The following is a 24785-nucleotide window of genomic DNA, read 5'->3' on the forward strand; positions in this document are numbered from 1 at the left end:
GGCGCCGTCACCCGTCGAGCGGCAGCACGCTGACCCGTCGCCGGCCGGGCGGCCCGGCCATGCCGGCCGCTTCGGCCTGCACGACCTGATTCGCCAGGCCGCGCGGATGACCGCGCGCGACTGGCGCGCCGGCGAACTGACACTGCTCGTGCTCGCGCTGGTGCTCGCGGTCGCCGCGCTGACGAGCGTCGGCTTCCTCGCCGATCGGCTGCGCCAGGGGCTCGAGCGCGACGCGCGCCAGATGCTCGGCGCCGATTTCGTCGTGCGCGCCGATCATCCCGTCGATCCGTCGTTCGACCGCGAGGCGAGTGCGCTCGGGCTGCGTACCGCGACGACCGCGATCTTCCCGAGCATGATCGCATCGGCCGCCGGCGGGCAGGCGAGCGACGCGGCGCCGGCGCGCCTCGCGGCCGTGAAGGCCGTCTCGCCCGGGTATCCGCTGCGCGGCGCCGTCGAGATCGTGCCGGCCGGCACGACCGCCGCGCACAAGGCGACCGCAATTCCCGCGCCCGGTACCGTGTGGGCCGATCCCGCGCTGCTCGACGCATTGCATCTGAAGGCGGGGGACACCGTGCGTGTCGGGCTGCGCACGTTCACGGTGGCCGCGTCGATCTCCCGCGAACTCGATCGCGGTTTCTCGTTCGTCAATTTCTCGCCGCGGCTGATGATGCGCGCGGACGAACTCGCCGCGACGGGGCTCACCGGTTACGGCAGCCGTGTCACGTACCGGCTGCTCGTGGCCGGCGACACACCGGCCGTCGCGCGCTTCGAGGCCTACGCGCACGTGCGCGTCGACGGCGGCAAGCTGCGCGGCGTCGGTCTCGAATCGTTGCAGGAAGGCCAGCCGCAGGTGCGCCAGACGCTCGATCGCGCGCGCCATTTCCTGACCCTCGTCGCGCTCCTCACCGCGCTGCTCGCGGCGGTCGCGATCGCGATGGCCGCGCAGCGCTACATGCGGCGCCATCTGGACGGCTGCGCGACGATGCGCTGCCTCGGCGTGAGCCGCCGCACGCTCGGCGCGCTGTTCGCGCTCGAATTCGCCGGCATCGGCATCGTCTCGGGCGTCGCCGGCGCGGTGCTCGGCTACGCCGGCCACTGGGCGCTCCTCGCGGCGCTCGGCAGCCTGATCGACGTTGCGCTGCCGCCGCCCACGCCTTGGCCCGCGCTCGTCGGGATCGGCGCCGCGCTCGTGCTGCTGCTCGGCTTCGCGCTGCCGCCGCTTGCACCGCTCACCCGCGTGCCGCCGGTACGCGTGCTGCGGCGCGACTGGGGCGACGCGTCGCGCACGGCCTGGGCTCTGTACGCGCTCGGCGTCGTGCTGTTCGCGGGGCTGCTGATCGTCGCGGCAGGCAACCTGAAGCTCGGGCTGATCGTCGCGGGCGGGTTCGCGGGCGCCTTGGTCGGCTTCTCGCTGATCGCGCGGCTCGCGCTGTACGCGGCGGCGCGCGCGGTGCGCGATGCGCGCGTGGCAGCGGGCGTCGGCTGGCGCTATGCGCTCGCGTCGCTGCACCGGCGCGGCACGGCCAGCGCGCTGCAGATCACCGCGCTCGCGCTGGGCCTGATGTGCCTGCTGCTGATCGCGATCACGCGCAACGACCTCGTCGCGGGCTGGCGGCAGTCGACGCCGCCCGATGCGCCGAACCAGTTCCTGATCGACATCCAGCCCGACCAGCGCGACGACGTCGCGGCATGGCTCGCCGCGCACGGCGTACGCGACGCGGTGCCCGCGCCGATGGTGCGCGGCCGGCTCGTCGCGATCAACGGCAAGCCGGTGAACCCGGACGCATATCCGTCGGACGAGGCGCGCCGGCTCGTCGACCGCGAGTTCAACCTGTCGTATACGACCGAGCTGCCGTCGGACAACCGGATCGTCGCCGGCGACTGGTTCGGCCGCTCGGCCAGCCCGCAGATATCGATCGAGGCCGGGCTCGCGAAGACGCTGAACGTGAAGCCGGGCGACACGCTGCGCTTCGACGTGACGGGGCTGACGGTCGATGCGCCGATCACCAGCGTGCGCAAGCTCGACTGGGGCTCGTTCCGCGTCAACTTTTTCGTGCTGATGCCGCCGCCCGTGCTGAAGGATTTCCCGGCCGTCTACCTGACGAGCTTCCACCTGCCGGCCGAGCAGGCTGCGCTGCTCGATCCGCTGATCGCGCGCTACCCGAACCTGACCGCGATCGACGTTGCACCGATCCTCGCTCAGTTGCAGCGGATGATGCTGCAGGTGGTCGGCGCGGTGCAGTTCCTGTTTGCGTTCACGCTCGCGGCGGGTGTGCTCGTGCTGTACACGGCGCTCGCCGGCTCGCGCGACGAGCGCGTGCGCGAGGCTGCGCTGCTGCGCGCGCTCGGCGCGTCGCGCGCGCAAATCAATGCCGTGCAGCGCGCGGAATTCATCGTCGTCGGCGCGCTGGCCGGCGCGCTGGCGTCGGCCGGTGCGATCGCGGTTGGCTGGGTGCTCGCGTCGCGCGTGTTCGACTTCCGGCTCGCCGTCGATCCGTGGCTCGTGCCGGCCGGCATCGCGGCCGGCGTCGCGTGCGCCGGTGCGGCCGGCTGGCTGAGCCTGCATAATGTGTTGCGGCGCCCGGCGCTGCAGTCGCTGCGCGACGCCTGAGCGTCGCCGGCGGCCCCGACTATCCCGTTTCCGATTATCCGTATGACCGATGTGAATGATGAGGCGCCGTTGCAACCGACGGCGTTCGAGCTCGTGGGCGGCGAAGCCCGCGTGCGCGAAATGGTGGACCGCTTTTACGACCTGATGGACCTCGAGCCCGAGTTCGCGGAGATTCGCGCGCTGCATCCGGCGTCGCTCGACGGCTCGCGCGACAAGCTGTTCTGGTTCCTGTGCGGCTGGCTTGGCGGCTCCGATCACTACATCAGCCGGTTCGGCCATCCGCGGCTGCGCGCGCGGCACCTGCCGTTCCCGATTGCGTCGGTCGAGCGCGATCAGTGGCTGCGCTGTATGGCGTGGGCGATGGAGGACATCGGGTTGGCCGAGCCGCTGCGCGAACGGCTCATGCATTCGTTCTACGACACGGCCGACTGGATGCGCAACCGGCCCGGTTGATCGACCGGTACGCCGCTGTCCGGACGCCGGACGATCTGCGTCTGGGCGCCTGGCCCGTGCGGCGCGACACTGACCGCTTCCCCATCGATACGAGGCTCGCCCGATGACGACCCACGCAATGTTTCGTGAAGATGCCTATCTGACGCAATGCGAGGCCGTCGTCGCGGCCGTCGACGATGACGGCATCCGCCTCGACCGCACCGTGTTCTATCCGCTTGGCGGCGGGCAGGCCGGCGACAGCGGCACGCTGACGCTGCCCGACGGCAGCACGATCACGATCGCCGACACGCGCAAGGCGAAGTTCGACGGTGCAACGCCCGACGATGCCGTGCACGTGCCTGCGAAGGGCCAGGAAGCGCGCGTCGCGGCGCTCGCCACCGGCGCGCGCGTGGTCGCGGACATCGACTGGCTGCGCCGCTACCGGCACATGCGGCTGCATACGGCCGCGCACCTGATGTGCGCGGTGCTGCCGTACCCGGTCGACGGCTGCAGCGTGACAGCCGACTACGTGCGGCTCGATTTCGCGACGTCGGATGCGATCGACCGCGTCGACGTCGAGCGCCGTCTCGCGGCGCTGGTCCACGGCGCGCATGCGGTCACCACCGAATGGATCACCGACGCCGAGATGGCCGAGCGGCCCGACCTCGTGCGCACGATGAGCGTGAAGCCGCCGATGGGGCTGGGCCGCGTGCGGCTGCTGCGCATCGAAGGCGTCGATCTGCAGCCGTGCGGCGGCACGCATGTGCGCAATACGTCGGAAATCGGCGACCTGCGGGTCGCCAAACTTGAAAAGAAGAGCGCGCGGACACGGCGCCTCGTACTGGAGTTTGCATGACGGTCGAAAACCTGACGGACAGTGCCGCGGCGCTCGATCCGCAAGCGCGCGAGATTCTCGATTTCTGGTTCGGCGAGCCGGGGTCGGTCGAGTTCGGCCACGCGCGCAAGGTGTGGTTCAACGGCGGTGCGGCGTTCGACGAGGTACTGCGGACGCGCTACGGCGCCTTGCTCGACGCCGCGTGCGACGGCGCCCACGATCACTGGGCCGACACTCCGCTCGGCGCGCTCGCGCTGATCGTGGTGCTCGACCAGTTCTCGCGCAACATTCATCGCGGCACGCCGCGTGCGTTCGCCGCCGATTCGAAGGCGCTGGCGCTCGCGCGACGCGTCGTGGCGGCAGGGTGGGACGCGCAATTGCCGAGCGGCCATCACCGCGCCTTTGCGTACCTGCCGTTCGAACATGACGAGTCGGACGAGAGCCAGCGCGAGGCAGTGCGCCTTTGCGCGGGCATTCGCGGCGAGGCCGGGTGCGAGAGCTATCACCACTTCGCGTTGCGTCATGCGGCCGTGGTCGAGCGCTTCGGTCGTTTTCCGCACCGGAACGCGATTCTCGGCCGTGTGTCGACCGATGCGGAGACGGCATTCCTGCGCGAGCCGGGCTCGTCGTTCTGACGTGCGGGGCGGTGGGGCGGCGGGCGTGAAAGCGCGCTTGAGCGCCGCTTGCCTGGCCTCCCGGAAATGACGACGGCGCCGTTTCGCGGCGCCGCCCTGCATTACTGCGTTTCGTGCTCTTCGGGGGTGCGCACGTAGACGCGCAGCAGTTCCTCGTCGTCGCCCGGGCGAGCGCCGGTCCAGAACAGTTTCCAGTCGCTGCCCGGCGCCGGATCGACTGCCCGCACGCCCTGGACGATCATCCACGTGCAGCGTGTCGTCTTCGCGTCGTCGATCGGCGTGTGCTGGATACCGGAGAAGTAGTACAGCATCGGCGCTTCCGATTCCCCGAGCCCGTGCAGGCTCGCCATGCAGTCGCCGTCGCTCCATTCGAGGGCGAGATGCGCGTTCAGGTCGTCGAATACCGACCGGTAACTCTTCGCCACGTCGAGCCACGGCAGCAATAGCGTATACACGAGGCCCCACGCAACCACAGCACCCGCGCCCCACGACAGCGCGCCGCGCCAGAGGCCGGTCGTGCGCAGCTTCGGCAGCAGCCACAGCCAGCCGGCCGTCAACACGAGCGCGCCGATCACAAGTCCGGGCACGATCGGCATCGTCCAGTCGAGCGGCAGCCATCGGCCGAGCGGCGCGAGGCCTGCACGCGATACACCCGGATCGGCCATCACTGCCCAGATCCCCCACGCGAGCGCGACGACGGTGCCGAACAGCAGGCGGCTCAGGTAATCCCATGCAAGATGCAGCCCGCGCGGCAGGCGCTCGATCGCCTGTGCGGCAACCAGCGCGAGCGGCGCGAAGAACGGCAGGATGTAGAGCTGGCGCGAGGTCGCGGACACTTGCAGTACCGCGAGGCCAATCCCGGCGAACAGGACGGGCAGCGCGATGCGCGGCGTGCGCCACTCGCGCCATGCGCCGCGTGCCAGCGCGACGATCGCGAGCGGCGCGGCCGGGAAGCCGAGCAGCAGGAACGCACGCAGGATGAAGAACGGCTTGTCGTTTTCCGCGCCGAGTTCCGGCACCGAGAAACCGAAGAAGCGGCCGACGTTGTTGTCCCAGAACCAGGTCATGAACAGCGTCTCGGAACGCAGGAACAGCGCGGTCGGCCAGATGAGCGCGAACGGTGCGAACACGAGCGCGGCGACGCCGAGCGAGCGCGCGAACGCACGTGTACGGCAGGCAGGGTAGAGCACCAGCGCGCCCGTGAGCGTGGCCGCGAACACGAGCGGCACGAACAGACCCTTTGCCATCAGCGCGATGCCGACGCCCGCGCCGAAGATCGGCGCGGCCCAGCGGCCGGACGGCCGCACCGGCAGCCCATGCCGCATCCGGCGCGCGCGCGCGACATGCTGCATCACGAGCTCGAGCAGGCCGCAGAAGCCCATCGCGGTGCCCGCGAACAGCGCGACGTCCGTCATCATGTCGTGCACGTGCTTGACGACGACGAGCGTGCTCGCGCTCAGCACGACGGGGCCGATCACGCGCAGGTCGAGCCAGCTGTCGGCCCGGCTGGCACTGCGTGCCGCGCGTGCGATGAAGCCGAACGCGAGCGCTGCGAACAGCGCGCTCGCGAGCCGTGCCGCGTCGTGCAGTGGCATCACCCGCTGCAGCAGCCACGCGAGGCTCGTCGCGACCCACGCGTAAAGCGGCGGCTTTTCCATGAACGGCTGGCCGGCGTTGGTCGGCACGACGAAGTCGCCCGTCTCGAGCATGTGCTGGATGATGCCGAACGTATAGGTTTCGTCCTGCTTCCACGGATCGTGGCCGAGCACGCCCGGCAGCGTGTACGCGCAGACCAGCGCGGCAACCAGCAGCCAGACGCGCCAGCCGAGCCGGACGACGCGATCGCCGGCGGCGTCCGTCGCGGCGGTGCCGGCCACGGCAGGCGTGCCGGCGGCATGGAGCGTCGCGCTGGGGTCGGGGTCGGCGGCTGATCGGGCGTGCGTGGCCGAAGCGGGCACGGACGTGCGTCGCCGGCGGCCGGGCGCTGCGGTTCCTGGCATGGAAAAGATCTCGGTCGGGTCAAGCTGGTCCGGCGACATGGGCCGGACCCAGTAAGGGTCGCATCAAGGCGAGATGACAGCCGGATGCCCGGCTGTTTTTGGCTTGGCGCTAGTAAAGCACGGAACTGTTACGGATGTTTACTGAAATGGTCACGGTATTGTGGAGATTTGTGGTGTCGTGACCACGGACCGCTTCAGCCGGTCCGTTTTTCCGCCTTCTGGGGCGCGATTACCGGCCGCCGCCGACTTCGAGCAGGGCGCCCGTCGTGTATGACGCCGTGTCGCCGAGCAGCCAGACGATCGCCTCCGCGATCTCTTGGGCCTCGCCCGCACGGCCGAGCGGGGTCTGCGCGCCGAGGCGTGCCGCGCGGCCGGGCTGGCCGCCGCTCGCATGGATATCCGTCTCGATCAGGCCGGGCCGCACCGCGTTGACGCGCACGCCGTGCGGCCCGAGTTCCTTCGCGAGGCCGATCGTCAGCGAATCGACCGCGCCCTTCGAGCCCGCGTAGTCGACGTACTCGTTCGGCGAACCGAGCCGCGACGCGATCGACGACACGTTGACGATCGCGCCGCCGTGCCCGCCGCGATCGGTGGACAGCCGGCGCGCGGCTTCGCGCGCACACAGGTAGGCGCCCAGCACGTTGGTATCGAACATCCGCCGCAGCCGGTCGACCGGCATGTCGGCGAGCGGCATCGACGGCGCGACGATCCCTGCATTGTTGACGAGCGCGTCGAGGCGACCGAACGCCGCCACCACGGTGTCGAACATCGCGATGACGTCCGCTTCGTTCGCGACGTCGCCGGCCACGACGCACGCGCGAGCGCCGGCGTCGCGAACGGCTTGCGCGGTCAGTTCGGCTGCCGCCGCGTCGCGTGCGTAGTTGATGCCGACGTCCCAGCCGCGCTCGGCCGCGAGCACGGCGGTCGCGCGGCCGATGCCGCGGCTCGCGCCGGTGATGAGGACGGCCTTGCGCTCGGACGACGGTGCGGGCATCGCGTGCGGCTCCCGATAAACGTTACTTGGCTGCGTCCGGCGCCCACTTGTCGCGGACGGGCGGCTGGTAGCGGCGCAACTGTTCGATCAGCGCGACCGGTTCGGCGTCGATGCACAACGCGTCGAAGTAGGTCGGGCGCATGAAGCCTTCGTCGACCGTATGGCGCAGCAGCGCGATCAGCGGATCGTAGAACGAATCGATGTTGTACAGCGCGACGGGCTTGCGGTGATAGCCGAGCTGCGCCCAGGTATAGACCTCGAAGAATTCCTCGAGCGTGCCGGCGCCGCCGGGCATCGCGACGAACGCATCCGCGAGGTCGGCCATCATCTTCTTGCGGTGGTGCATGTCGGGCACGACGTGCAGCTCGGACAGCCCGGTGTGGCCGACTTCCTTGTCGACCAGCAACTCGGGGATCACACCGACCACATGGCCGCCGGCCGCCATCACTTCATCGGCGATCACGCCCATCAGGCCGACGCGGCCGCCGCCGTAGACGAGCGTGAGGCCCGCATCGACGAGCGCGCGGCCGAACGCGCGTGCGGCGTCCGCATAGACGGGCCGCACGCCGGACGACGAGCCGCAGTAAACACAGACTGCCTTCATTGTTTCGTATCCTTCGCGGCGGGCTTGGCGGCGACCGGGCTGCCCGCCGGGCGCGGCGAACCGTCGCGCGGCGGCAGATAGTCGGTGAACTGGCGCTTGGGCAGCTTGCCGGAGACGAGATCGTCGAACAGCTGGCGCGAACGGCCGCGCAGGTACGGGGCCATGACCGAGATCACATGCATGCTCACCTGGTGCAGCTCTTCGCGGATCGCGTCCTGGTCGTTGTATTTGCGCGGGTGCATCACGTACTGATACGACAGCCAGTACGTCGAGATCACGGCCATGTTGGTGGCGATGACCTCGATCTCGGCGGGCGTCGCGACCATTTCGGCGTCGGACACGAGCAGCTCGCACATGTCGTGCGCGAAGCGCACCTTGTGGCTGATGATCTGCTTGAAGTGCGTCTCGAGCGTGCGGTTGCGCGCGAGCAGGTCGTTGAGGTCGCGATACAGGAACCGGTAGGTCCACATGAAGTCGGCCATGTACTGCAGGTACGACCAGGTTTCGTCGATCGTCGGACGGTGATCTTCGGGAAAGCGCAGCCGCCGTTCGATCTGCTGCTCGAACTGCGCGAAGATGCTGTTGATGATGTCGTCCTTGTTGCGGAAATGGTAGTACAGGTTGCCTGGACTGATTTCCATTTCCTCGGCGATCGTCGTGGTCGTGACGTTCGGCTCGCCGATCTCGTTGAAGAGTTTCAACGACAACTCGAGAATCCGTTCGCGGGTGCGGCGGGGAGGTTTCGCTTCCATGTCGTCCGGCCCTGTGTGTGCCGGACTGGCGGGCGCTGCAATCGATGCTGCGAGATTCGTCCGGCGCGGGTTGCTGTTCTAAGTCTAGCGGACGATTATAAACCGCTGTTTCCTGACAACGGGCGCATTTCGTGATCGCGGCGCGTTCCCCGTGCATGGTGCACCGCCGCACGGCGGCGATGCCGCGGATGCCGCTAGAAGCCGAGCCAGCGTGCGATCACCGGGCCGAGCACGAAGCCCCACGTCGTCACGCACGCGAACAGCGCGACCGTGACCGCCGCGCTGCCGAGATCCTTCGCGCGCTTCGACAATTCGTGGCGCTCGAGCGAGATGCGATCGATCGCGGCCTCGACGCTCGAATTCAGCAGCTCGACGATCAGCACGAGCAGCACCGACGCGATCAGCAGCGCGCGCGATGCGGCGGGGACCGGCGAGAACGCACCGATCGGCAGCATCAGCGCGGCGAGCGTGAGCTCCTGGCGAAACGCGCTCTCCTCGCGGATCGCGACGCGAAACCCGTTCAGCGAATGCTTGAGCGCGTACCACGCACGCGTGATGCCGCGGTGGCGCTTGTACGGGTTCGGCGGCAGCGGCGCGAGCCGATCGTCGGGGCCGAGCGGTTCGTGCGGGTGCACGTCCGCGTCGGCGTGCGGCTCTTCTTCGTCGAACGGACGATGTGGTTGCGCCGTCGTGGCAGGGGGCGGGGTCTTGTCGTTCAGGTCTCGTTTCAAACGGCGGCACCTTCGGCGGGCGAGTACGCAGTCTTCGGCAGCGGTTTCAGATGCGACGCGAACTGCTCGGACGCCGCGCGCCACGAAAAGCGCTCGGCCCACGCGCGGGCAGTCTCGCGTTCGATCTTCAGCGCCTCGAGGCAGGCTTCCTGCAGGTCTTCGTGCATCGCGCCGGCATCGCCCCCGCCGAGTACGTCGATCGGGCCCGTGACCGGGTACGCGGCGACCGGCGTGCCACACGCGAGCGCCTCCAGCAGCACGAGGCCGAACGTGTCGGTGCGACTCGGGAACACGAACACGTCGGCCGCAGCATACACCTTGGCGAGCTCGGCTTGCGACAGGACGCCGAGATAGTTCGCTTCCGGATAGCGCGATTTCAGCTCGGCGAGCGCCGGGCCTTCGCCCGCGACCCACTTCGAACCGGGCAGGTCGAGGCGCAGGAATGCCTCGACGTTCTTCTCGATCGCGACGCGGCCCACGTACAGGAAGATCGGCCGCGCGGTATTGAGCACCTTCGACTCCATCGGCCGGAAGATGTCGAGGTCGACGCCGCGCGTCCACAGCACGACGTTCGTGAAGCCGAACTTCTCGAGGTCCTGCTTCACGACCGGGGTCGGCGCCATCACCGCGAGCGACGGCGCGTGGAACCAGTGCAGGAACTTGTAGGTCGCCGACAGCGGAATGCCGAAGCGCGCCTGCACGTATTCAGGAAAGCGCGTGTGGTACGCGGTCGTGTACGGCAGCTTGCGTGCGCGCGCATAGCGTCGCGCGGCCAGGCCGAGCGGGCCTTCGGTCGCGATGTGCAGCGCGTCGGGCGCGAACGCATCGATCCGGGCGCGCAGCTTGCGGTACGGCAGAATCGACAGGCGGATCTCGGGGTAGGTCGGGCAGGGCACCGTGCGGAATTCCAGCGGCGTCAGCATTTCGACCCGGTGGCCGAGCGCGGTGAGTTCGCGGGAGGTGCTCTTCAGCGTGCGCACGACGCCGTTGACCTGCGGTTCCCACGCGTCGGTGACGATCATGATCTTCATCGCGGCATGTGTCCTGTAAGTGGAGTTGTGTCAGGCGGTGGCCTTGGCCTTGCGCGACGGGGCAGCGGACGGCGCGGTGCGCATCGCCGTCCAGTAGACGATCTTCAGTTCGCCTTCCATCGTTTCGACGAGCGCGGACAGGCTTTCGACCCAGTCGCCGTCGTTGCAGTACAGCACGCCGTCGATGTCGCGGATCTCCGCCTTGTGGATGTGCCCGCACACGACGCCGTCGCAGCCGCGGCGGCGCGCTTCGTCGGTCATCACGGTCTCGAACTGCGAGATGAAGTTCACCGCGTTCTTCACCTGATGCTTCAGGTACTGCGACAGCGACCAGTACTGGAAGCCCAGCCGGCTGCGGATCCGGTTGAACCAGCGGTTCAGCACGAGGATCAGCGTGTAGAGCGTGTCGCCGAGATACGCGAGCCATTTCGCGTGCTGGATCACGCCGTCGAACAGGTCGCCGTGGACAATCCACAGGCGCTTGCCCGCGAGCGTCGTGTGAAATGCCTCGCCCCGCACCTGGATGTCACCGAACGCGAGGTCGCAGAACTGCCGCGCGCCTTCGTCGTGGTTGCCCGGAATGTAGACCACCTGCGTGCCCTTGCGCGCCTTGCGCAAGACCTTCTGCACGACGTCGTTGTGCGCCTGCGGCCAGTACCAGCCCTTCTTCAGCTGCCAGCCGTCGATGATGTCGCCGACGAGGTACAGGTATTCCGAATCGTTGTGGCGCAGGAAGTCGAGCAGGTACGGCGCCTGGCATCCGCTCGAGCCGAGGTGAATGTCGGACAGCCAGATCGTGCGGTAGCGCTGGGCGGACGGCTCGGGGTCGTCGTGCTGCCTGGCGTGCGCGGCCGTCGGCTCGTTCGACGAAAGGGCATCGGTTGCGGCCGAGCCGGACAGGAAGGCGGTGACGGCGCGGGCGCCGAGGGGTTGACGGAACAGGGAGGTCGCGGACGTTTTCTGGCCCATGCATGACTCGCGCCGGTTGACATTACCGGCATTGCGCCATGCGGGCGTGACCATGCCGTGACAGTCACGAGACGTTCTTATTACTGTCGTTCCGCCATGTTTAGCAGTGAATGCGGCGGCGTTGCGCAATCTGCCGAACCAACCGCCTTTGCGATGATCGGGCATGCCGAGCGGGGTGGCCGTGACGGTGCCTTCAAGGGATTTCGTCTGACGGATGCACCGACGCGCGGAACCGGTCGCGCTCGCGCGGACCGCGCAATCGCGTCAGCGCGGAATCGCGACGACGCGCGTGCGGGCGATGCGGTCGTGCGGGAATTGACGATCGGTGTGCAGGCGGGCGGCGCCGGCCCATGCGACGATCCACGCGGCAGCCAGCGCGAGCGTGACGGGCACCGACAGGCCGAGGAGCGGATGCAGCGCGAGCGGCGGCAGGAACCACAGCCACCCGAGCGCGTAGCGAACGAGCGCATGGCCGGCGTTCAGCGGCTGGCCGCTCGACGATTCGAGCCGCAGCCGCCAGGTCTTCATCGGCAGCGTCTGGCCGCCGTGGGTCCAGAACCAGACGAAGTACGCGCCGACGACGAGCGCGATCCACGCGGCGAGGAGGTTGTGGTGAACGAGGCCGTTGCGCTGCTGCGTCGCGAGGCTGAATGCGAGGCCGGCGAAGAACACGATGCCGAACAGCAGCACGGCTTCGTACAGCATCGCGGCGAGGCGCCGCCGCACGGACGGCGCGGCGAAGACGGCCGAGGCCTGGGGTGCGGGGGCGCTCGCCACGTCGGGTCAGGAACCCTTGAACATCGACGGCGCGTCGGCCGGCGAGACGGGCGTGACGGTCGCAGGCGCGGGTGCGGTGCCTGACGTGGATGATGCCGCCACGGGCGGTGCGCCGGCGCCGGCCGTAGCGGGCGCCGATGCCGCCGCGGGGTTGCTCGCCGGGTGCTCGTGCGAATTGACGAGGCGGCGCACATCGCGGTCGGCGACCGACGGCGGCGCGCTGACGACGCTCGGTCGGCGACGGCGCGCGGTCGCGGCCAGGCGCTGTTTCTGTTCTTCGGGAAGTTGCTGGTAGGCCTTCCACGCACGCTCGCGCGCCTGCGCGGACAGCTCCTTCGCGCTCTGGTAATTCTCACGCGCGACGCGGCGCTGCTCGGGCGTCATCCGCGCCCACTCGGACATCCTGTCCTGTAGGTGCTTCTGCTCATCGGGCGTCAATTTCGCGAAACGTGATGCGATCCTCAGCCATTTGCGCTTGCGAGCGTCGCTGAAGCCATCCCACTGGTCGGCGAACGGTGCGAGTGCCGAGCGTTGCGCAGGCGTCAGGCGCGCCCACGACAGCGGGCCGTTGGCGGCAGGCAGCGGCAGGGGCAGCGGGGCGAGTTCGGTGGTCAGCCCGGCGGCGGCCGAGGTCGGCGCGGGCGCGCTGCTGGCCGCCGCGGAGACCGTCGCGGCGGGCGGGTTGAATCGGGAATAGGTGGCGACGTAGGAAACGGCGATCGCGATCACGCATCCGAAAAGTACGGCCAGGCCGCGTTTCTGACTCACCCGTGCGATCCCCTCGTTATTCTCTGTTAGCGTGCGTGCGAAAGATACGCGTTGAACCCGTGATCGAGATACGCGTTGAGCGGCAGGTCGTCGCTGAGCATCGCCGCGTCGATGTCGGCGAGTTCGGCGGTGCGCTGCATGTCTTCCCAGTACGCGATGCCGACGAGCCCCGCGAGCAGCAGCGCGAGCGGCCAGGCGCGCAGCAGGCGGCGCGCGAACGACGTCTGCGGGCGACTCGCGAGCGGCGTGCCGTATGCGGCGGCGGCACCGGCGAAGGCGGGCACGAACACCGGCGCGGTCGCGGGTTCCGGCTTCTTGCGCGCGAGCGCGGCCCGGCGCGCGGCAGCCAGACGGTCGGTGGTTGCGGCAGGCAGCGCCGCGGCACGTTCGTCCAGCGCGCGGCGGACCTTCAGCGCGAATTCGTATTCTCGATTTACGGGAGCGGAGCTCATAGCGTGATTCCTTTGGCCTTGAGCGCTTGCGCCAGGGTGTGGGTGGCTCGCGAGCAGTGCGTCTTGACGCTGCCTTCGGAGCACCCCATTGCGGCGGCAGTCTCGGCGACATCCATATCTTCCCAATAACGCATCAGGAACGCTTCCCGTTGACGCGTCGGAAGTTTCCGGATTTCTGCGTCGATCAGGGACAGCACCTGCTCCCGCTCGAGGCGGTGCTCGGTGCTCTCGACGCCCGCGTTGTCGTCCGCGGACTCGAGCGTTTCCAGTGGATCGAAGTCCTCGTCGTCCGTGTTGTTGAGCGACGAAAAGAGCGTGACCCAGGTATTGCGGACCTTTTGCCGGCGGAACCAGTCATGGATCGCGTTCTGCAGGATCCGCTGGAACAGCAGCGGCAGCTCGGCCACCGGCCGGTCGCCGTACTTCTCCGCCAGCTTGATCATCGCGTCCTGCACGATGTCGAGCGACGCATCGTCGTCGCGCACGGCGTACGCAGCCTGCTTGAACGCGCGCCTTTCGACGCCCGCCAGAAAGTCGGCGAGTTCCTTGTCTGATGCCATTCCGTAAAGGTATGCGCTGCGGACTGCGGCGTGTGAAAGGTCGAAAAATTTCGTAAAACCCGCGGATGCTAACAAATTTTCGCGCGACTTGGCACCGGTGACGGCTCGGTACGTTGCGCGCGAGCAGCGTCCGCGGGCCGCCGGGCGGGGCGCATGATGCGCTGCGGGATATTTTGCTTGACGACCCAATCATGACCCGCTATCGTCAGCGATTCGCAACATGAAGTGATGGTCTCATTTGAGGCTGGCCCAAGAAGCCCGCCCTTCAAACTGGACGCGCCGCTTGAACCCGAGCCACAAGCCCGGCAGAGAGCACCCGATCAATTTTTTGCCGAAAATTCGAAAGGTCAAAATGAACATGCCCAGCGCGGAATTCTCCACGTCGGAACCCCTTTCCCCTCCCGATAGCGACTCCATCGGCGCCACCGTGCTCATGAAAGCACTGGCCGACGAGAACGTCGAATTCATCTGGGGCTATCCCGGCGGCTCGGTACTCTACATCTACGACGAGCTTTACAAGCAGGACAAGATTCAGCACGTGCTGGTTCGCCACGAACAGGCGGCCGTGCACGCAGCCGATGCGTATGCGCGTTCCACCGGCAACGTCGGCGTCTGTCTCGTGACGTCCGGCCCCGGTGTCACCAATGCGGTGACCGGCATTGCAACGGCCTACATGGATTCGATCCCGATGGTCGTGATCAGCGGCCAGGTGCCGACTGCCGCGATCGGCCAGGACGCGTTCCAGGAATGCGATACGGTCGGCATCACGCGTCCGTGCGTGAAGCACAACTTCCTCGTGAAGGACGTGCGCGACCTCGCGGAAACCGTCAAGAAGGCGTTCTACATCGCCCGCACCGGCCGTCCGGGCCCGGTGCTGATCGACATCCCGAAGGACATCTCGAAGACGCCGTGCCAGTACGAGCCGATCAAGAGCGTGTCGCTGCGCTCGTACAACCCCGTCACGAAGGGCCATTCGGGCCAGATCCGCAAGGCCGTGTCGCTGCTGCTGTCGGCAAAGCGTCCCTATATCTACACGGGCGGCGGCATCATCCTCGCCGACGCTGCGCGCGAACTGAACCAGTTCGCCGACCTGCTCGGCTACCCGGTCACGAACACGCTGATGGGCCTCGGCGGCTATCGCGCATCGGACAAGAAATTCCTCGGCATGCTCGGCATGCACGGCACGTACGAAGCGAACATGGCGATGCAGCACTGCGACGTGCTGATCGCGATCGGCGCCCGCTTCGACGACCGCGTGATCGGCGACCCGGCGCACTTCGCGTCGCGTCCGCGCAAGATCATCCACATCGACATCGACCCGTCGTCGATCTCGAAGCGTGTGAAGGTCGACATTCCGATCGTTGGCGACGTGAAGGAAGTGCTGAAGGAGCTGATCGAGCAACTGCAGACGGCCGAGCATGGCCCCGACACCGAGGCGCTCGCGCAATGGTGGAAGGACATCGAGGACTGGCGCTCGAAGGACTGCCTGAAGTTCGACCGCGAAAGCGAGATCATCAAGCCGCAGTACGTGGTGGAGAAGGCGTGGGAGCTGACGGACGGCAACGCGTTCGTGTGCTCGGACGTCGGTCAGCACCAGATGTGGGCGGCGCAGTTCTACCGTTTCAACAAGCCGCGTCGCTGGATCAATTCCGGCGGCCTCGGCACGATGGGCTTCGGCCTGCCGGCGGCGATGGGCGTCAAGATGGCGCACCCGGACGACGACGTGCTGTGCATCACGGGCGAAGGCTCGATCCAGATGTGCATCCAGGAACTGTCGACCTGCCTGCAGTACGACACGCCCGTGAAGATCATTTCGCTGAACAACCGCTATCTCGGCATGGTCCGCCAGTGGCAGCAGATCGAATACAGCAAGCGCTATTCGCATTCGTACATGGATGCGCTGCCCGATTTCGTGAAGCTCGCCGAAGCGTACGGCCATGTCGGCATGCGGATCGAAAAGACCTCGGATGTGGAGCCGGCGCTGAAGGAAGCGCTGCGCCTGAAGGACCGCACCGTGTTTCTCGACTTCCAGACCGATCCGACCGAAAACGTCTGGCCGATGGTACAGGCCGGCAAGGGCATCACCGAGATGCTGCTCGGATCGGAAGATCTGTAACGGCGCGACGCGCGCCAGGGCCGAGGCGGCCGCCTTCACGAAGGGCGGTGCGGCACCGGGCGGCGCGCGGCGCGAGTGAATCGACACGGACACATTCTGGAAGAAGCGAACATGAGACACATCATTTCCGTCCTGCTGGAAAACGAACCGGGCGCGCTGTCGCGCGTGGTCGGTCTGTTTTCCGCACGCGGCTACAACATCGAAACCTTGACGGTGGCGCCGACCGAAGACCAATCGCTGTCGCGGCTGACCATCGTTTCCATTGGCTCTGACGACGTGATCGAACAGATCACGAAGCATCTGAACCGCCTGATCGAGGTGGTGAAAGTGGTGGACCTGACCGACGGTGCACACATCGAACGTGAGCTGATGCTGATCAAGGTACGAGCAGTGGGCAAGGAGCGCGAAGAAATGAAGCGGATGTCGGATATTTTCCGCGGCCGCATCATCGACGTGACCGAAAAGACCTACACGATCGAATTGACGGGCGCGAGCGACAAGCTCGACGCATTCATCCAGGGGCTGGACGCGACCGCGATCCTAGAGACCGTGCGCACCGGCAGCTCCGGCATCGGACGCGGCGAGCGCATCCTGAAGGTGTGATGCCAGACAGGCACGCCGGGTGCGCCGTCATGTCCCGGCCCGCAGTACTCCATCTGAACGAATTGTTGAATTTTTGAATTGGCGAAGGAACCATCATGAACGTTTTCTACGATAAAGACGCTGACCTCTCCCTCATCAAGGGCAAGCAAGTCACGATCATCGGCTACGGCTCGCAAGGCCATGCACACGCACTGAACCTGAAGGACAGCGGCGTGAACGTGACGGTCGGCCTTCGCAAGGGCGGCGCGTCGTGGAGCAAGGCCGAAAACGCAGGCCTGTCGGTCAAGGAAGTCGCGGAAGCGGTGAAGGGCGCGGATGTCGTCATGATGCTGCTGCCGGACGAGCAGATCGCCGACGTGTACGCGAAGGAAGTGCACGCAAACATCAAGCAGGGCGCCGCACTGGCATTCGCACACGGCTTCAACGTCCACTACGGCCAGGTGATCCCGCGCGCCGACCTCGACGTGATCATGATCGCGCCGAAGGCACCGGGCCACACCGTGCGCGGCACGTACTCGCAAGGCGGCGGCGTGCCGCACCTGATCGCGGTTGCGCAGAACAAGTCGGGCGCGGCACGCGACATCGCGCTGTCGTATGCGGCAGCGAACGGTGGCGGCCGTGCCGGCATCATCGAGACGAACTTCCGTGAAGAGACCGAAACCGACCTGTTCGGCGAGCAGGCCGTGCTGTGCGGCGGTACCGTCGAGCTGATCAAGGCAGGTTTCGAGACGCTGGTCGAAGCGGGCTACGCGCCGGAAATGGCGTACTTCGAGTGCCTGCACGAACTGAAGCTGATCGTCGACCTGATCTACGAAGGCGGCATCGCGAACATGAACTACTCGATCTCGAACAACGCCGAGTACGGCGAGTATGTGACGGGCCCGCGCGTCGTCACGGAAGAGACGAAGAAGGCGATGAAGCAGTGCCTGACCGACATCCAGACGGGCGAATACGCGAAGAGCTTCATTCTCGAGAACAAGGCAGGTGCGCCGACGCTGCAGTCGCGCCGTCGCCTGACGGCCGAGCACCAGATCGAGCAGGTCGGCTCGAAGCTGCGCGCGATGATGCCGTGGATCGCGAAGAACAAGCTCGTCGACCAGACGAAGAACTAAGCACCACGTGCTGTTCCGGCCCTTCGAGTGGAGGGTCGGTATCAAAAAGCCGTCCGAAGGCAGCAGTGCCCCGGGCGGCTTTTGCTATCCTACGGGCTTTGCAATTCACCGAACACCGAACGAACCCATGAACTATCCTCATCCGATCATCGCGCGCGAAGGCTGGCCGTTCATCGCGATTGCAGCCGTCATCGCGTTGTTGATCCACGCCGTCGGGGGCTTCGGCTTCGCGTGGCCGTTCTGGCTGCTGCTCGTCTTCGTCGTCCAGTTCTTCCGCGATCCGCAGCGCCCGATCCCGGCGCAGCCGAACGCGGTGCTGTGCCCGGCGGACGGCCGCATCGTCGCGGTCGAGACCACCCAGGATCCGTACGCGAATCGCGAAGCGCTGAAGATCAGCGTGTTCATGAATGTCTTCAACGTCCATTCGCAGCGTTCGCCGGTCGACGGCGCGGTCACCAAGGTCGAATACTTCCCGGGCGCGTTCCTGAACGCGGCGATCGACAAGGCGTCGACCGAGAACGAGCGCAATGCGGTCGTGATCCAGACGGCGAGCGGCAAGACCGTCACCGCCGTGCAGATCGCAGGCCTCGTCGCCCGCCGGATCCTGTGCTACGTGCGTGCCGGCGAGCCGCTGTCGCGCGGTCAGCGCTACGGTTTCATCCGCTTCGGTTCGCGCGTCGACGTGTACCTGCCGCTCGGCAGCCGCGCGAAGGTGTCGATCGGCGAGAAGGTCTACGCGTCGTCGACGATCCTCGCCGAGCTCGAACAGTAAGCGGCGGGACGCACGATGGCCGCATTCAAACCGCGTCGTCCGCGCAACGGCTCCGGCCAGACGCCACGCCCGTTCCGCCGCAACAAGGTGATGGCGCCGGATCAGGCGCCCATCGAGAGCCGCCGCGCCGCGCGGCAACGGTTCCTGAAGACGCGCGGCATCTACCTGCTGCCGAACGCGTTCACGACCGCCGCGCTGTTCTGCGGCTTCTTCGCGGTCGTGCAGGCGATGAACGTGCGCTTCGAGATCGCCGCGATCGCGATCTTCGTCGCGATGGTGCTCGACGGGATGGACGGGCGAGTCGCGCGGATGACGCATACCCAAAGCGCGTTCGGCGAACAGTTCGACAGCCTGTCGGACATGGTGTCGTTCGGCGTCGCGCCGGCGCTCGTGATGTACGAGTGGGTGCTGAAGGATCTTGGCCGCTGGGGCTGGCTCGCTGCATTCGTCTACTGTTCGGGCGCCGCGCTGCGTCTCGCGCGCTTCAACACGAACATCGGCGTCGTCGACAAGCGCTTCTTCCAGGGGCTGCCGAGCCCGGCCGCTGCCGCGCTGATCGCCGGCTTCGTCTGGCTCGCGACCGACAACCGCGTGCCGATGAAGCTCGGCTGGCTGCCCTGGGTCGCGTTCGCACTGACGATCTATGCAGGCGTGACGATGGTGTCGAACGCGCCGTTCTACAGCGGCAAGGCGCTCGACGTACGGCACCGCGTGCCGTTCGCGGCGATCCTGCTGGTCGTCGTCGCGTTCGTGCTCGTGTCGTCCGATCCGCCGTTGATGCTGTTCTGCCTGTTCGTGCTGTACGGGCTGTCCGGCTACGTGTTTTGGGCCTACATGGCCGTGCGCGGACGGGCGAACCCCGCGCGCTCGTCGCAGCGCGATCACTGACGCGCAACCTGCCCGACAACGGCGGCCACGAGGCCGCCGTTTTCATTTGCCCCTTTTCCGCGCGGCGCGGTCCGGCATCCCGGGTGCCGTCCGATTGCGCACCCAGCGGAATGCCGCTATAGTCTTCGGCATGACTGCATTTTCCCGCCTCTCCCTCCTTCTAGCCGGTGCGCCGCTACGCGCGCTAGCTTTGGCGCGCCTGCCGCGCTGACCGTTCTCGCCCTCCGTCAAGCCTCGTCTGTTGTTGAGCGTCGCCAGCGGTGGCGCGATCTCATTACGTTTGATTCCCGTATAAAGAGCCCTGGAGCCCCCCATGACAGACAAGCTGATCATTTTCGATACGACGTTGCGTGACGGTGAACAATCGCCCGGTGCGTCGATGACGAAGGAAGAGAAAGTCCGCATCGCGAAGCATCTCGAGCGGATGAAGGTCGACGTGATCGAGGCCGGCTTCGCGGCCAGCTCGAACGGCGACTTCGACGCGATCCACACGATCGCCGGCCTGGTGAAGGAGAGCACGATCTGCTCGCTGGCGCGCGCCAACGACAAGGACATCCAGCGTGCGGCCGACGCCCTGAAGCCGGCCAATAGCTCGCGGATCCACACGTTCATCGCGACGTCGCCGCTGCACATGGAGAAGAAGCTGCGGATGACGCCGGACCAGGTGTTCGAGCAGGCTCGCCTCGCGGTGCGCTTCGCGCGCAAGTTCACCGACAACGTCGAATTCTCGCCGGAAGACGGCAGCCGTTCGGATCTCGACTTCCTGTGCCGCGTGCTGGAAGCCGTGATCGCCGAAGGGGCGACGACGATCAACATCGCCGACACGGTCGGCTACGGCGTGCCGGAACTCTACGGCAACCTCGTGAAGACGCTGCGCGAACGCATTCCGAACTCGGACAAGGCGATCTTCTCCGTGCACTGCCACAACGACCTCGGGATGGCGGTGGCGAACTCGCTCGCCGGCGTGAAGATCGGCGGTGCGCGGCAGGTCGAGTGCACGATCAACGGTCTCGGCGAGCGCGCGGGCAATACGTCGCTCGAGGAAATCGTGATGGCCGTGAAGACCCGCAAGGACTACTTCGGCCTCGACGTCGGCATCGACACCACGCAGATCGTGCCGACGTCGAAGCTCGTGTCGCAGATCACCGGTTTCGTCGTGCAGCCGAACAAGGCCGTGGTCGGCGCGAACGCGTTCGCGCACGCGTCGGGCATCCACCAGGACGGCGTGCTGAAGGCGCGCGACACCTACGAGATCATGCGCGCGGAAGACGTGGGCTGGACCGCGAACAAGATCGTGCTCGGCAAGCTGTCGGGCCGCAACGCGTTCAAGCAGCGCCTGCAGGAGCTCGGCGTGTCGCTCGACAGCGAAGCCGAGCTGAACGCCGCGTTCATGCGCTTCAAGGACCTCGCCGATCGCAAGGCTGAGATCTTCGACGAAGACATCATCGCGATCGTCTCCGAAGAATCGGCGCTCGCGCAGGAGCAGGAGCACTTCAAGTTCGTGTCGCTGTCACAGCATTCTGAGACGGGCGAGCAGCCGCAGGCGAAGATCGTGTTCGCGGTCGAGGGCAAGGAAGTGACCGGCGAGGCGCGCGGCAACGGGCCGGTCGATGCGACGTTCAACGCGATCGAGGGCGAAGTCGGCAGCGGTTCCGAACTGCTCCTGTATTCGGTGAACGCGATCACGACCGGCACGCAGGCGCAGGGCGAAGTGACCGTCCGGCTGTCGAAGAGCGGGCGGATCGTCAACGGCGTTGGCACCGATCCGGACATCGTCGCGGCGTCCGCGAAGGCGTACATTTCGGCGCTGAACAAACTGCATTCGAAGGACGACAAGGTCAACCCGCAGCGCTCGTAAGCGCTGCGCGTCGAGCGCTCGAAGCACACGAAACACCCCGTGCGGCCTTGCGCCGCCCGGGGTGTTTTTTCATGCGCCATTCATTCGGCCGCCGGCGCGCGGAACAGCCAGCGGCGCGCGGCGGGGCGAGGCGTCGGGCTGCGGCGGCGGAATTCGACCGTGATCCCGCGCCGCGGCGCATCGGCGACGAACGCGTCGAGCAGTTCGAGCACGTCGTGATCGATGTAGTCGGCGCGCGTTGCGTCGATGATCACGGCCGCGCGGTCGGGAATGTGCCGCAGGTGATGCTTGACCTGCACCTTGCCGAGGAACGAGACGTCCTTGCGGAACGACAGCAGGAAGTGGTCGTCGTGCTGCGCGAGCGTGACGGGGCTCTTCAGGTTCGCGACGGCGACCGCCAGCACGCTGCACGCGAGGCCGACGGCAATGCCGAACAGCAGGTCGACCGCGAGCACGCCCGCGATCGTCGCGGCGAACGGCACGAACGCGGCCGGGCCCTGCTTCAGCACCGAGCGGAACAGCGCCGGTTTCGCGAGCTTGAAGCCCGTATGGATCAGGATCGCGGCCAGGCTTGCGAGCGGGATCAGGTTGATGAGCCCGGTGAGCGCGAACACGCTGGCAAGCAGCAGGATCCCGTGCACGATCGCCGACATCCGGCTTTGCGCACCCGCGTTCACGTTCACCGAGCTGCGCACGATCACCGACGTGATCGGCAGCCCGCCGAACGCACCCGCGACGAGATTGCCGACGCCCTGGGCCTTCAGTTCGCGATCGGGCTGCGTCGGCCGGCGCTTCGGGTCGATCTGCTCGACCGCCTCCAGGCTCAGCAGCGTCTCGAGGCTCGCGACGACCGCGAGCGTGATCGCGACGCGCCACACGTCCGGATTGACGAGCTGCGCGAAGTTCGGGCCGAGCTCCGCATGCTTGAGCGAGGCCGCGAACGCCGCGAACGATCCGAGCTCGGGCAGCGTCACGCGATGGGCCGCGCCCGGCGCAACGGCCGGCGCGACGAAGCCCAGCACGAGCGTCGCGCCGATGCCGAGCACGACGACCGCGAGCGGCGCGGGCACCGAGCGCACCAGCGCTAAGCGGCGCAGCGCGGGCGTGTCCCATGCGATCAGCAGCGCGAGCGACGCGAGCGCGATGGCCGTGGCAGCCCATGCGACCGGCAGGCCCGGCCAGTTCGCAAACGATTGCGCAGCCGAGCCGCCGATGCCGAACGCGAACGGAATCTGCTTCACGATCAGCAGCAGGCCGATCGCGGCGAGCATGCCCTTGATGACGGGCGACGGCACGTAGGCGGCGAAGCGGCCGGCGCGCAGCATGCCGAACCCGAACTGCAGCACGCCGGACAGCAGCACCGCGAGCAGGAACGCGGAGAAGCTGCCGAGTTGCGCGATCCCTTCGACGACGATCACGACGAGGCCGGCGGCCGGCCCGCTGACGGACAGGGACGAGCCGCTCAGCAGCGCGACGACGATGCCGCCGACGATGCCGGACACGAGCCCGGCGAACGGTTCGACGCCGGAGGCGTTGGCGATGCCGAGACAGAGCGGCAGCGCGACGAGGAAAACGACGATGCCGGCGACGATGTCGCGCGGCAGGGTGGACAGGCGCTCGTTCAGTTTCATGGTTGGGGCGGTTTCGTGGGCGTTGGGGCGGGGGGATGAATCAGCCGAGCGCGGCGGCGGTCGTGGCCAGCGCGGGTTCGACGTCGACGGGGGGTGCCGCGTAGCCGGAATCGAGCTCCAGCAGGCGACCGTCGGCGAGCGAGAATATCCAGCCGTGCACGAGCGGCGGCCGTTCGCGGTCGCGCACGATCGGCGATGCGCGCAGCAGTCGCACCTGCTCGAGCACGTTCAGCTCGGCGAGGCGGTCGGCGGCGGCCGTGTCGTCGAGCCCGTCGAGCGTGTCGCGATGGCGCCGCGCGAGCGCGCAGAGCGGCGCGATGCGGCGCGCGACGTGCGGCAGGTCGGCCGGCGGCGGCAGCAGCGACGCGCGCACGCCGCCGCAGCCGTAGTGGCCGCACACGATCACGTGGTCGACCTTCAGCACGCGCACCGCGTACTCGAGCACGCTGGCGGAATTGTCGTCGTCGGGATGGAACAGGTTCGCGATGTTGCGATGGACAAACAGTTCGCCGGGCGCGCAGTGCGTGATGGTTTCGGCCGGCACACGGCTGTCTGCGCAGCCGATCCACAGCACGCGCGGGTTCTGGCCACGCGCGAGCGCGTCGAAGAAACCGGGCGTGTGTTCACGCGTCTCGCGGGCCCAGGCAATGTTGGCAACCAGCATGCTCTTGGGGCGATTCATGAGGACTCCTTTTTGATAACGGCAAATAAATATCGACGAAATGACGCAACTCCATTCTTTCTAAATTGAAAGGTTGGATTTGGACTGATATTAGGGGTATGCCCTAGCGCTCCGGGGGCATTGAAACAAACTGTTTCAAATTGATTTGGCGCAGTGCATTGCGTGCACCAACCCGACGCATGACATGCATCGCGTATGCCGGTTTCTGCGCATAGGGCCGCATGACGGGGCGTTCAGCGGATTGCCATCGGGATGTCATTGACCGGAAAAGTTTTCCGCCATATTCCGTGCATTGAATAATGTGGCGGAAAAAACGAAATGGCCATTCACGCAATAATTCGTGAATGGCCATTGTGAAAATTGCGCGTAAATGCGCAATCGGTCAGAACAGATTGCGGCGATCGGGATCGTGCAGCGGGTCCGGTGTTTTCTGCGTGGTGCGCAGGATGCCCTGCGGATCGAAATAGAAGCTGTACATCATGTACCAGACGTTGTCCTCGAGATACCGGTACGTCCACACCTCGCGCTTCATCAGCGGGAAGTAGGACGTCTCGACCGGGCGGCCGAAATTGACGAGCACGTCGGTCTTCGTCCACTTGCCGACCTCCGCGCGATACAACTCGCTCGGCTGCAGCACCTGGCGCACGTTGACGATCCTGTGGGCTGCGTCGACGTCGGCCGCGATCGTGATTTCGCCCATCGGCTGGGTCGGCCACATCAGCCGCTTGCCGCCGCCGGGCAGGTCGTAGATCTCGCGCGGCGGGCCCATGCGCGCGACGATCGCCGACTCGTCCTGGCCGGCCTGATATTGCTGCCACGGTTGCGCGCAACCGGCCAGCAGTGCGGCGGCACCGGCGACCAGCACCGGCAGGCGCGCGGGAATACGAATGCGCATGGGATTCTCCAGAACACGGAAACAGGCCCCGTTGTATCACGGACGGCGCGCGCCGGTGCATCGCGCGGAAAAAATCG

Annotated in this window: 24 protein-coding genes; 10 read left to right on the plus strand and 14 right to left on the minus strand. The window is 67.1% G+C overall.

The features are described from left to right. Positions 1 to 106 precede the first annotated feature (106 nt). From WS66_RS17770 to WS66_RS17785, 4 genes are all read left to right on the plus strand, one after another. On the plus strand, positions 107 to 2611 hold the full coding sequence (locus tag WS66_RS17770) for an ABC transporter permease (RefSeq protein ID WP_082728888.1): 2505 nt from the start codon (positions 107 to 109) through the stop codon (positions 2609 to 2611). A 42-nt stretch (positions 2612 to 2653) separates the two neighbouring features. Continuing rightward, on the plus strand, positions 2654 to 3064 hold the full coding sequence (locus WS66_RS17775; protein ID WP_059600407.1) for a group II truncated hemoglobin: 411 nt from the start codon (positions 2654 to 2656) through the stop codon (positions 3062 to 3064). Positions 3065 to 3167: 103 nt separating this feature from the next. Next, a complete protein-coding gene (locus WS66_RS17780; protein WP_059600408.1) occupies positions 3168 to 3899 on the plus strand; it encodes an alanyl-tRNA editing protein in 732 nt (243 codons plus the stop codon). After that, complete coding sequence (locus tag WS66_RS17785; protein ID WP_059600409.1) at positions 3896 to 4513, plus strand: DUF924 family protein; 618 nt, start codon at positions 3896 to 3898, stop codon at positions 4511 to 4513. Before WS66_RS17780 ends, WS66_RS17785 begins: the two co-directional genes overlap by 4 nt. Before the next feature lie 101 nt (positions 4514 to 4614). Here WS66_RS17785 and WS66_RS17790 read toward each other — a convergent pair whose 3' ends face one another. The 11 genes from WS66_RS17790 to WS66_RS17840 form a co-directional block, all read right to left on the minus strand. Further along, on the minus strand, positions 4615 to 6513 hold the full coding sequence (locus WS66_RS17790; protein WP_059600457.1) for an ArnT family glycosyltransferase: 1899 nt from the start codon (positions 6511 to 6513) through the stop codon (positions 4615 to 4617). A gap of 229 nt (positions 6514 to 6742) precedes the next feature. Beyond that, complete coding sequence (locus tag WS66_RS17795; RefSeq protein WP_059600410.1) at positions 6743 to 7507, minus strand: SDR family oxidoreductase; 765 nt, start codon at positions 7505 to 7507, stop codon at positions 6743 to 6745. 22 nt (positions 7508 to 7529) lie between these two features. After that, positions 7530 to 8111, minus strand: coding sequence for a TIGR00730 family Rossman fold protein (locus WS66_RS17800; RefSeq protein WP_059600411.1), 582 nt, complete (start codon positions 8109 to 8111; stop codon positions 7530 to 7532). Continuing rightward, a complete protein-coding gene (locus tag WS66_RS17805) occupies positions 8108 to 8863 on the minus strand; it encodes a TetR/AcrR family transcriptional regulator (protein WP_059600412.1) in 756 nt (251 codons plus the stop codon). Before WS66_RS17805 ends, WS66_RS17800 begins: the two co-directional genes overlap by 4 nt. A 194-nt stretch (positions 8864 to 9057) precedes the next feature. Further along, positions 9058 to 9594: a diacylglycerol kinase gene (locus WS66_RS17810; RefSeq protein ID WP_059600413.1), complete on the minus strand. Its 537-nt coding sequence runs from the start codon at positions 9592 to 9594 to the stop codon at positions 9058 to 9060. Further along, positions 9591 to 10625, minus strand: a complete 1035-nt coding sequence (locus WS66_RS17815) for a glycosyltransferase family 4 protein (RefSeq protein ID WP_059600414.1) — start codon at positions 10623 to 10625, stop codon at positions 9591 to 9593. The genes WS66_RS17810 and WS66_RS17815 overlap by 4 nt, the downstream gene beginning before the upstream one ends. A 30-nt stretch (positions 10626 to 10655) precedes the next feature. Continuing rightward, complete coding sequence (locus WS66_RS17820; RefSeq protein ID WP_059600415.1) at positions 10656 to 11594, minus strand: UDP-2,3-diacylglucosamine diphosphatase; 939 nt, start codon at positions 11592 to 11594, stop codon at positions 10656 to 10658. A 264-nt stretch (positions 11595 to 11858) separates the two neighbouring features. Beyond that, positions 11859 to 12299, minus strand: a complete 441-nt coding sequence (locus WS66_RS17825) for an RDD family protein (RefSeq protein ID WP_442859301.1) — start codon at positions 12297 to 12299, stop codon at positions 11859 to 11861. A gap of 78 nt (positions 12300 to 12377) precedes the next feature. Further along, on the minus strand, positions 12378 to 13139 hold the full coding sequence (locus WS66_RS17830; protein ID WP_059600417.1) for a DUF3106 domain-containing protein: 762 nt from the start codon (positions 13137 to 13139) through the stop codon (positions 12378 to 12380). 26 nt (positions 13140 to 13165) lie between these two features. Then, positions 13166 to 13591 (minus strand): DUF3619 family protein, encoded by a 426-nt coding sequence (locus WS66_RS17835; protein WP_059600418.1) that lies wholly within the window; start codon positions 13589 to 13591, stop codon positions 13166 to 13168. Next, complete coding sequence (locus tag WS66_RS17840) at positions 13588 to 14151, minus strand: RNA polymerase sigma factor (protein ID WP_059600419.1); 564 nt, start codon at positions 14149 to 14151, stop codon at positions 13588 to 13590. The genes WS66_RS17835 and WS66_RS17840 overlap by 4 nt, the downstream gene beginning before the upstream one ends. Positions 14152 to 14503: 352 nt before the next feature. On the opposite strand from WS66_RS17840, the gene WS66_RS17845 reads away from it, so the two are divergent. From WS66_RS17845 to WS66_RS17875, 6 genes are all read left to right on the plus strand, one after another. Continuing rightward, positions 14504 to 16267, plus strand: a complete 1764-nt coding sequence (locus WS66_RS17845) for an acetolactate synthase 3 catalytic subunit (RefSeq protein WP_059600420.1) — start codon at positions 14504 to 14506, stop codon at positions 16265 to 16267. A gap of 111 nt (positions 16268 to 16378) precedes the next feature. Next, positions 16379 to 16870: an acetolactate synthase small subunit gene (gene ilvN, locus WS66_RS17850; protein WP_034207977.1), complete on the plus strand. Its 492-nt coding sequence runs from the start codon at positions 16379 to 16381 to the stop codon at positions 16868 to 16870. A 95-nt stretch (positions 16871 to 16965) separates the two neighbouring features. Next, complete coding sequence (gene ilvC, locus WS66_RS17855; RefSeq protein ID WP_059533228.1) at positions 16966 to 17982, plus strand: ketol-acid reductoisomerase; 1017 nt, start codon at positions 16966 to 16968, stop codon at positions 17980 to 17982. A 127-nt stretch (positions 17983 to 18109) separates the two neighbouring features. Continuing rightward, entirely contained in the window at positions 18110 to 18754 is a 645-nt protein-coding gene (locus WS66_RS17860) for a phosphatidylserine decarboxylase (protein WP_059468119.1), read from the plus strand. Positions 18755 to 18769: 15 nt separating this feature from the next. Then, complete coding sequence (gene pssA / locus WS66_RS17865) at positions 18770 to 19642, plus strand: CDP-diacylglycerol--serine O-phosphatidyltransferase (protein ID WP_059600421.1); 873 nt, start codon at positions 18770 to 18772, stop codon at positions 19640 to 19642. Between the two features lie 313 nt (positions 19643 to 19955). After that, positions 19956 to 21500, plus strand: a complete 1545-nt coding sequence (locus tag WS66_RS17875; RefSeq protein WP_059600422.1) for a 2-isopropylmalate synthase — start codon at positions 19956 to 19958, stop codon at positions 21498 to 21500. An 80-nt stretch (positions 21501 to 21580) separates the two neighbouring features. Here the strand turns inward: WS66_RS17875 and WS66_RS17880 are convergent, their stop codons facing one another. From WS66_RS17880 to WS66_RS17890, 3 genes are all read right to left on the minus strand, one after another. Next, complete coding sequence (locus tag WS66_RS17880) at positions 21581 to 23131, minus strand: SulP family inorganic anion transporter (protein WP_059600423.1); 1551 nt, start codon at positions 23129 to 23131, stop codon at positions 21581 to 21583. A 40-nt stretch (positions 23132 to 23171) separates the two neighbouring features. Next, positions 23172 to 23813, minus strand: a complete 642-nt coding sequence (locus tag WS66_RS17885; protein ID WP_059600424.1) for a carbonic anhydrase — start codon at positions 23811 to 23813, stop codon at positions 23172 to 23174. Positions 23814 to 24195: 382 nt separating this feature from the next. Further along, on the minus strand, positions 24196 to 24708 hold the full coding sequence (locus WS66_RS17890) for a hypothetical protein (RefSeq protein ID WP_059600425.1): 513 nt from the start codon (positions 24706 to 24708) through the stop codon (positions 24196 to 24198). Positions 24709 to 24785: the final 77 nt, after the last annotated feature.

The organism is Burkholderia sp. LA-2-3-30-S1-D2, from assembly GCF_001523915.2.
In the GTDB taxonomy this organism is placed as follows: domain Bacteria; phylum Pseudomonadota; class Gammaproteobacteria; order Burkholderiales; family Burkholderiaceae; genus Burkholderia; species Burkholderia diffusa.

Excerpts from the sequence above, each read along its gene's own strand:
- WS66_RS17770 (WP_082728888.1), top strand. The coding sequence starts at position 107 with ATGACCGCGCGCGACTGGCGCGCCGGCGAACTGACACTGCTCGTGCTC.
- WS66_RS17775 (WP_059600407.1), top strand. The coding sequence starts at position 2,654 with ATGACCGATGTGAATGATGAGGCGCCGTTGCAACCGACGGCGTTCGAG.
- WS66_RS17780 (WP_059600408.1), top strand. The coding sequence starts at position 3,168 with ATGACGACCCACGCAATGTTTCGTGAAGATGCCTATCTGACGCAATGC.
- WS66_RS17785 (WP_059600409.1), top strand. The coding sequence starts at position 3,896 with ATGACGGTCGAAAACCTGACGGACAGTGCCGCGGCGCTCGATCCGCAA.
- WS66_RS17790 (WP_059600457.1), bottom strand. The coding sequence starts at position 6,513 with ATGCCAGGAACCGCAGCGCCCGGCCGCCGGCGACGCACGTCCGTGCCC.
- WS66_RS17795 (WP_059600410.1), bottom strand. The coding sequence starts at position 7,507 with ATGCCCGCACCGTCGTCCGAGCGCAAGGCCGTCCTCATCACCGGCGCG.
- WS66_RS17800 (WP_059600411.1), bottom strand. The coding sequence starts at position 8,111 with ATGAAGGCAGTCTGTGTTTACTGCGGCTCGTCGTCCGGCGTGCGGCCC.
- WS66_RS17805 (WP_059600412.1), bottom strand. The coding sequence starts at position 8,863 with ATGGAAGCGAAACCTCCCCGCCGCACCCGCGAACGGATTCTCGAGTTG.
- WS66_RS17815 (WP_059600414.1), bottom strand. The coding sequence starts at position 10,625 with ATGAAGATCATGATCGTCACCGACGCGTGGGAACCGCAGGTCAACGGC.
- WS66_RS17820 (WP_059600415.1), bottom strand. The coding sequence starts at position 11,594 with ATGGGCCAGAAAACGTCCGCGACCTCCCTGTTCCGTCAACCCCTCGGC.
- WS66_RS17825 (WP_442859301.1), bottom strand. The coding sequence starts at position 12,299 with ATGCTGTACGAAGCCGTGCTGCTGTTCGGCATCGTGTTCTTCGCCGGC.
- WS66_RS17835 (WP_059600418.1), bottom strand. The coding sequence starts at position 13,591 with ATGAGCTCCGCTCCCGTAAATCGAGAATACGAATTCGCGCTGAAGGTC.
- WS66_RS17840 (WP_059600419.1), bottom strand. The coding sequence starts at position 14,151 with ATGGCATCAGACAAGGAACTCGCCGACTTTCTGGCGGGCGTCGAAAGG.
- WS66_RS17845 (WP_059600420.1), top strand. The coding sequence starts at position 14,504 with ATGAACATGCCCAGCGCGGAATTCTCCACGTCGGAACCCCTTTCCCCT.
- ilvN (WP_034207977.1), top strand. The coding sequence starts at position 16,379 with ATGAGACACATCATTTCCGTCCTGCTGGAAAACGAACCGGGCGCGCTG.
- ilvC (WP_059533228.1), top strand. The coding sequence starts at position 16,966 with ATGAACGTTTTCTACGATAAAGACGCTGACCTCTCCCTCATCAAGGGC.
- WS66_RS17860 (WP_059468119.1), top strand. The coding sequence starts at position 18,110 with ATGAACTATCCTCATCCGATCATCGCGCGCGAAGGCTGGCCGTTCATC.
- pssA (WP_059600421.1), top strand. The coding sequence starts at position 18,770 with ATGGCCGCATTCAAACCGCGTCGTCCGCGCAACGGCTCCGGCCAGACG.
- WS66_RS17875 (WP_059600422.1), top strand. The coding sequence starts at position 19,956 with ATGACAGACAAGCTGATCATTTTCGATACGACGTTGCGTGACGGTGAA.
- WS66_RS17880 (WP_059600423.1), bottom strand. The coding sequence starts at position 23,131 with ATGAAACTGAACGAGCGCCTGTCCACCCTGCCGCGCGACATCGTCGCC.
- WS66_RS17885 (WP_059600424.1), bottom strand. The coding sequence starts at position 23,813 with ATGAATCGCCCCAAGAGCATGCTGGTTGCCAACATTGCCTGGGCCCGC.
- WS66_RS17890 (WP_059600425.1), bottom strand. The coding sequence starts at position 24,708 with ATGCGCATTCGTATTCCCGCGCGCCTGCCGGTGCTGGTCGCCGGTGCC.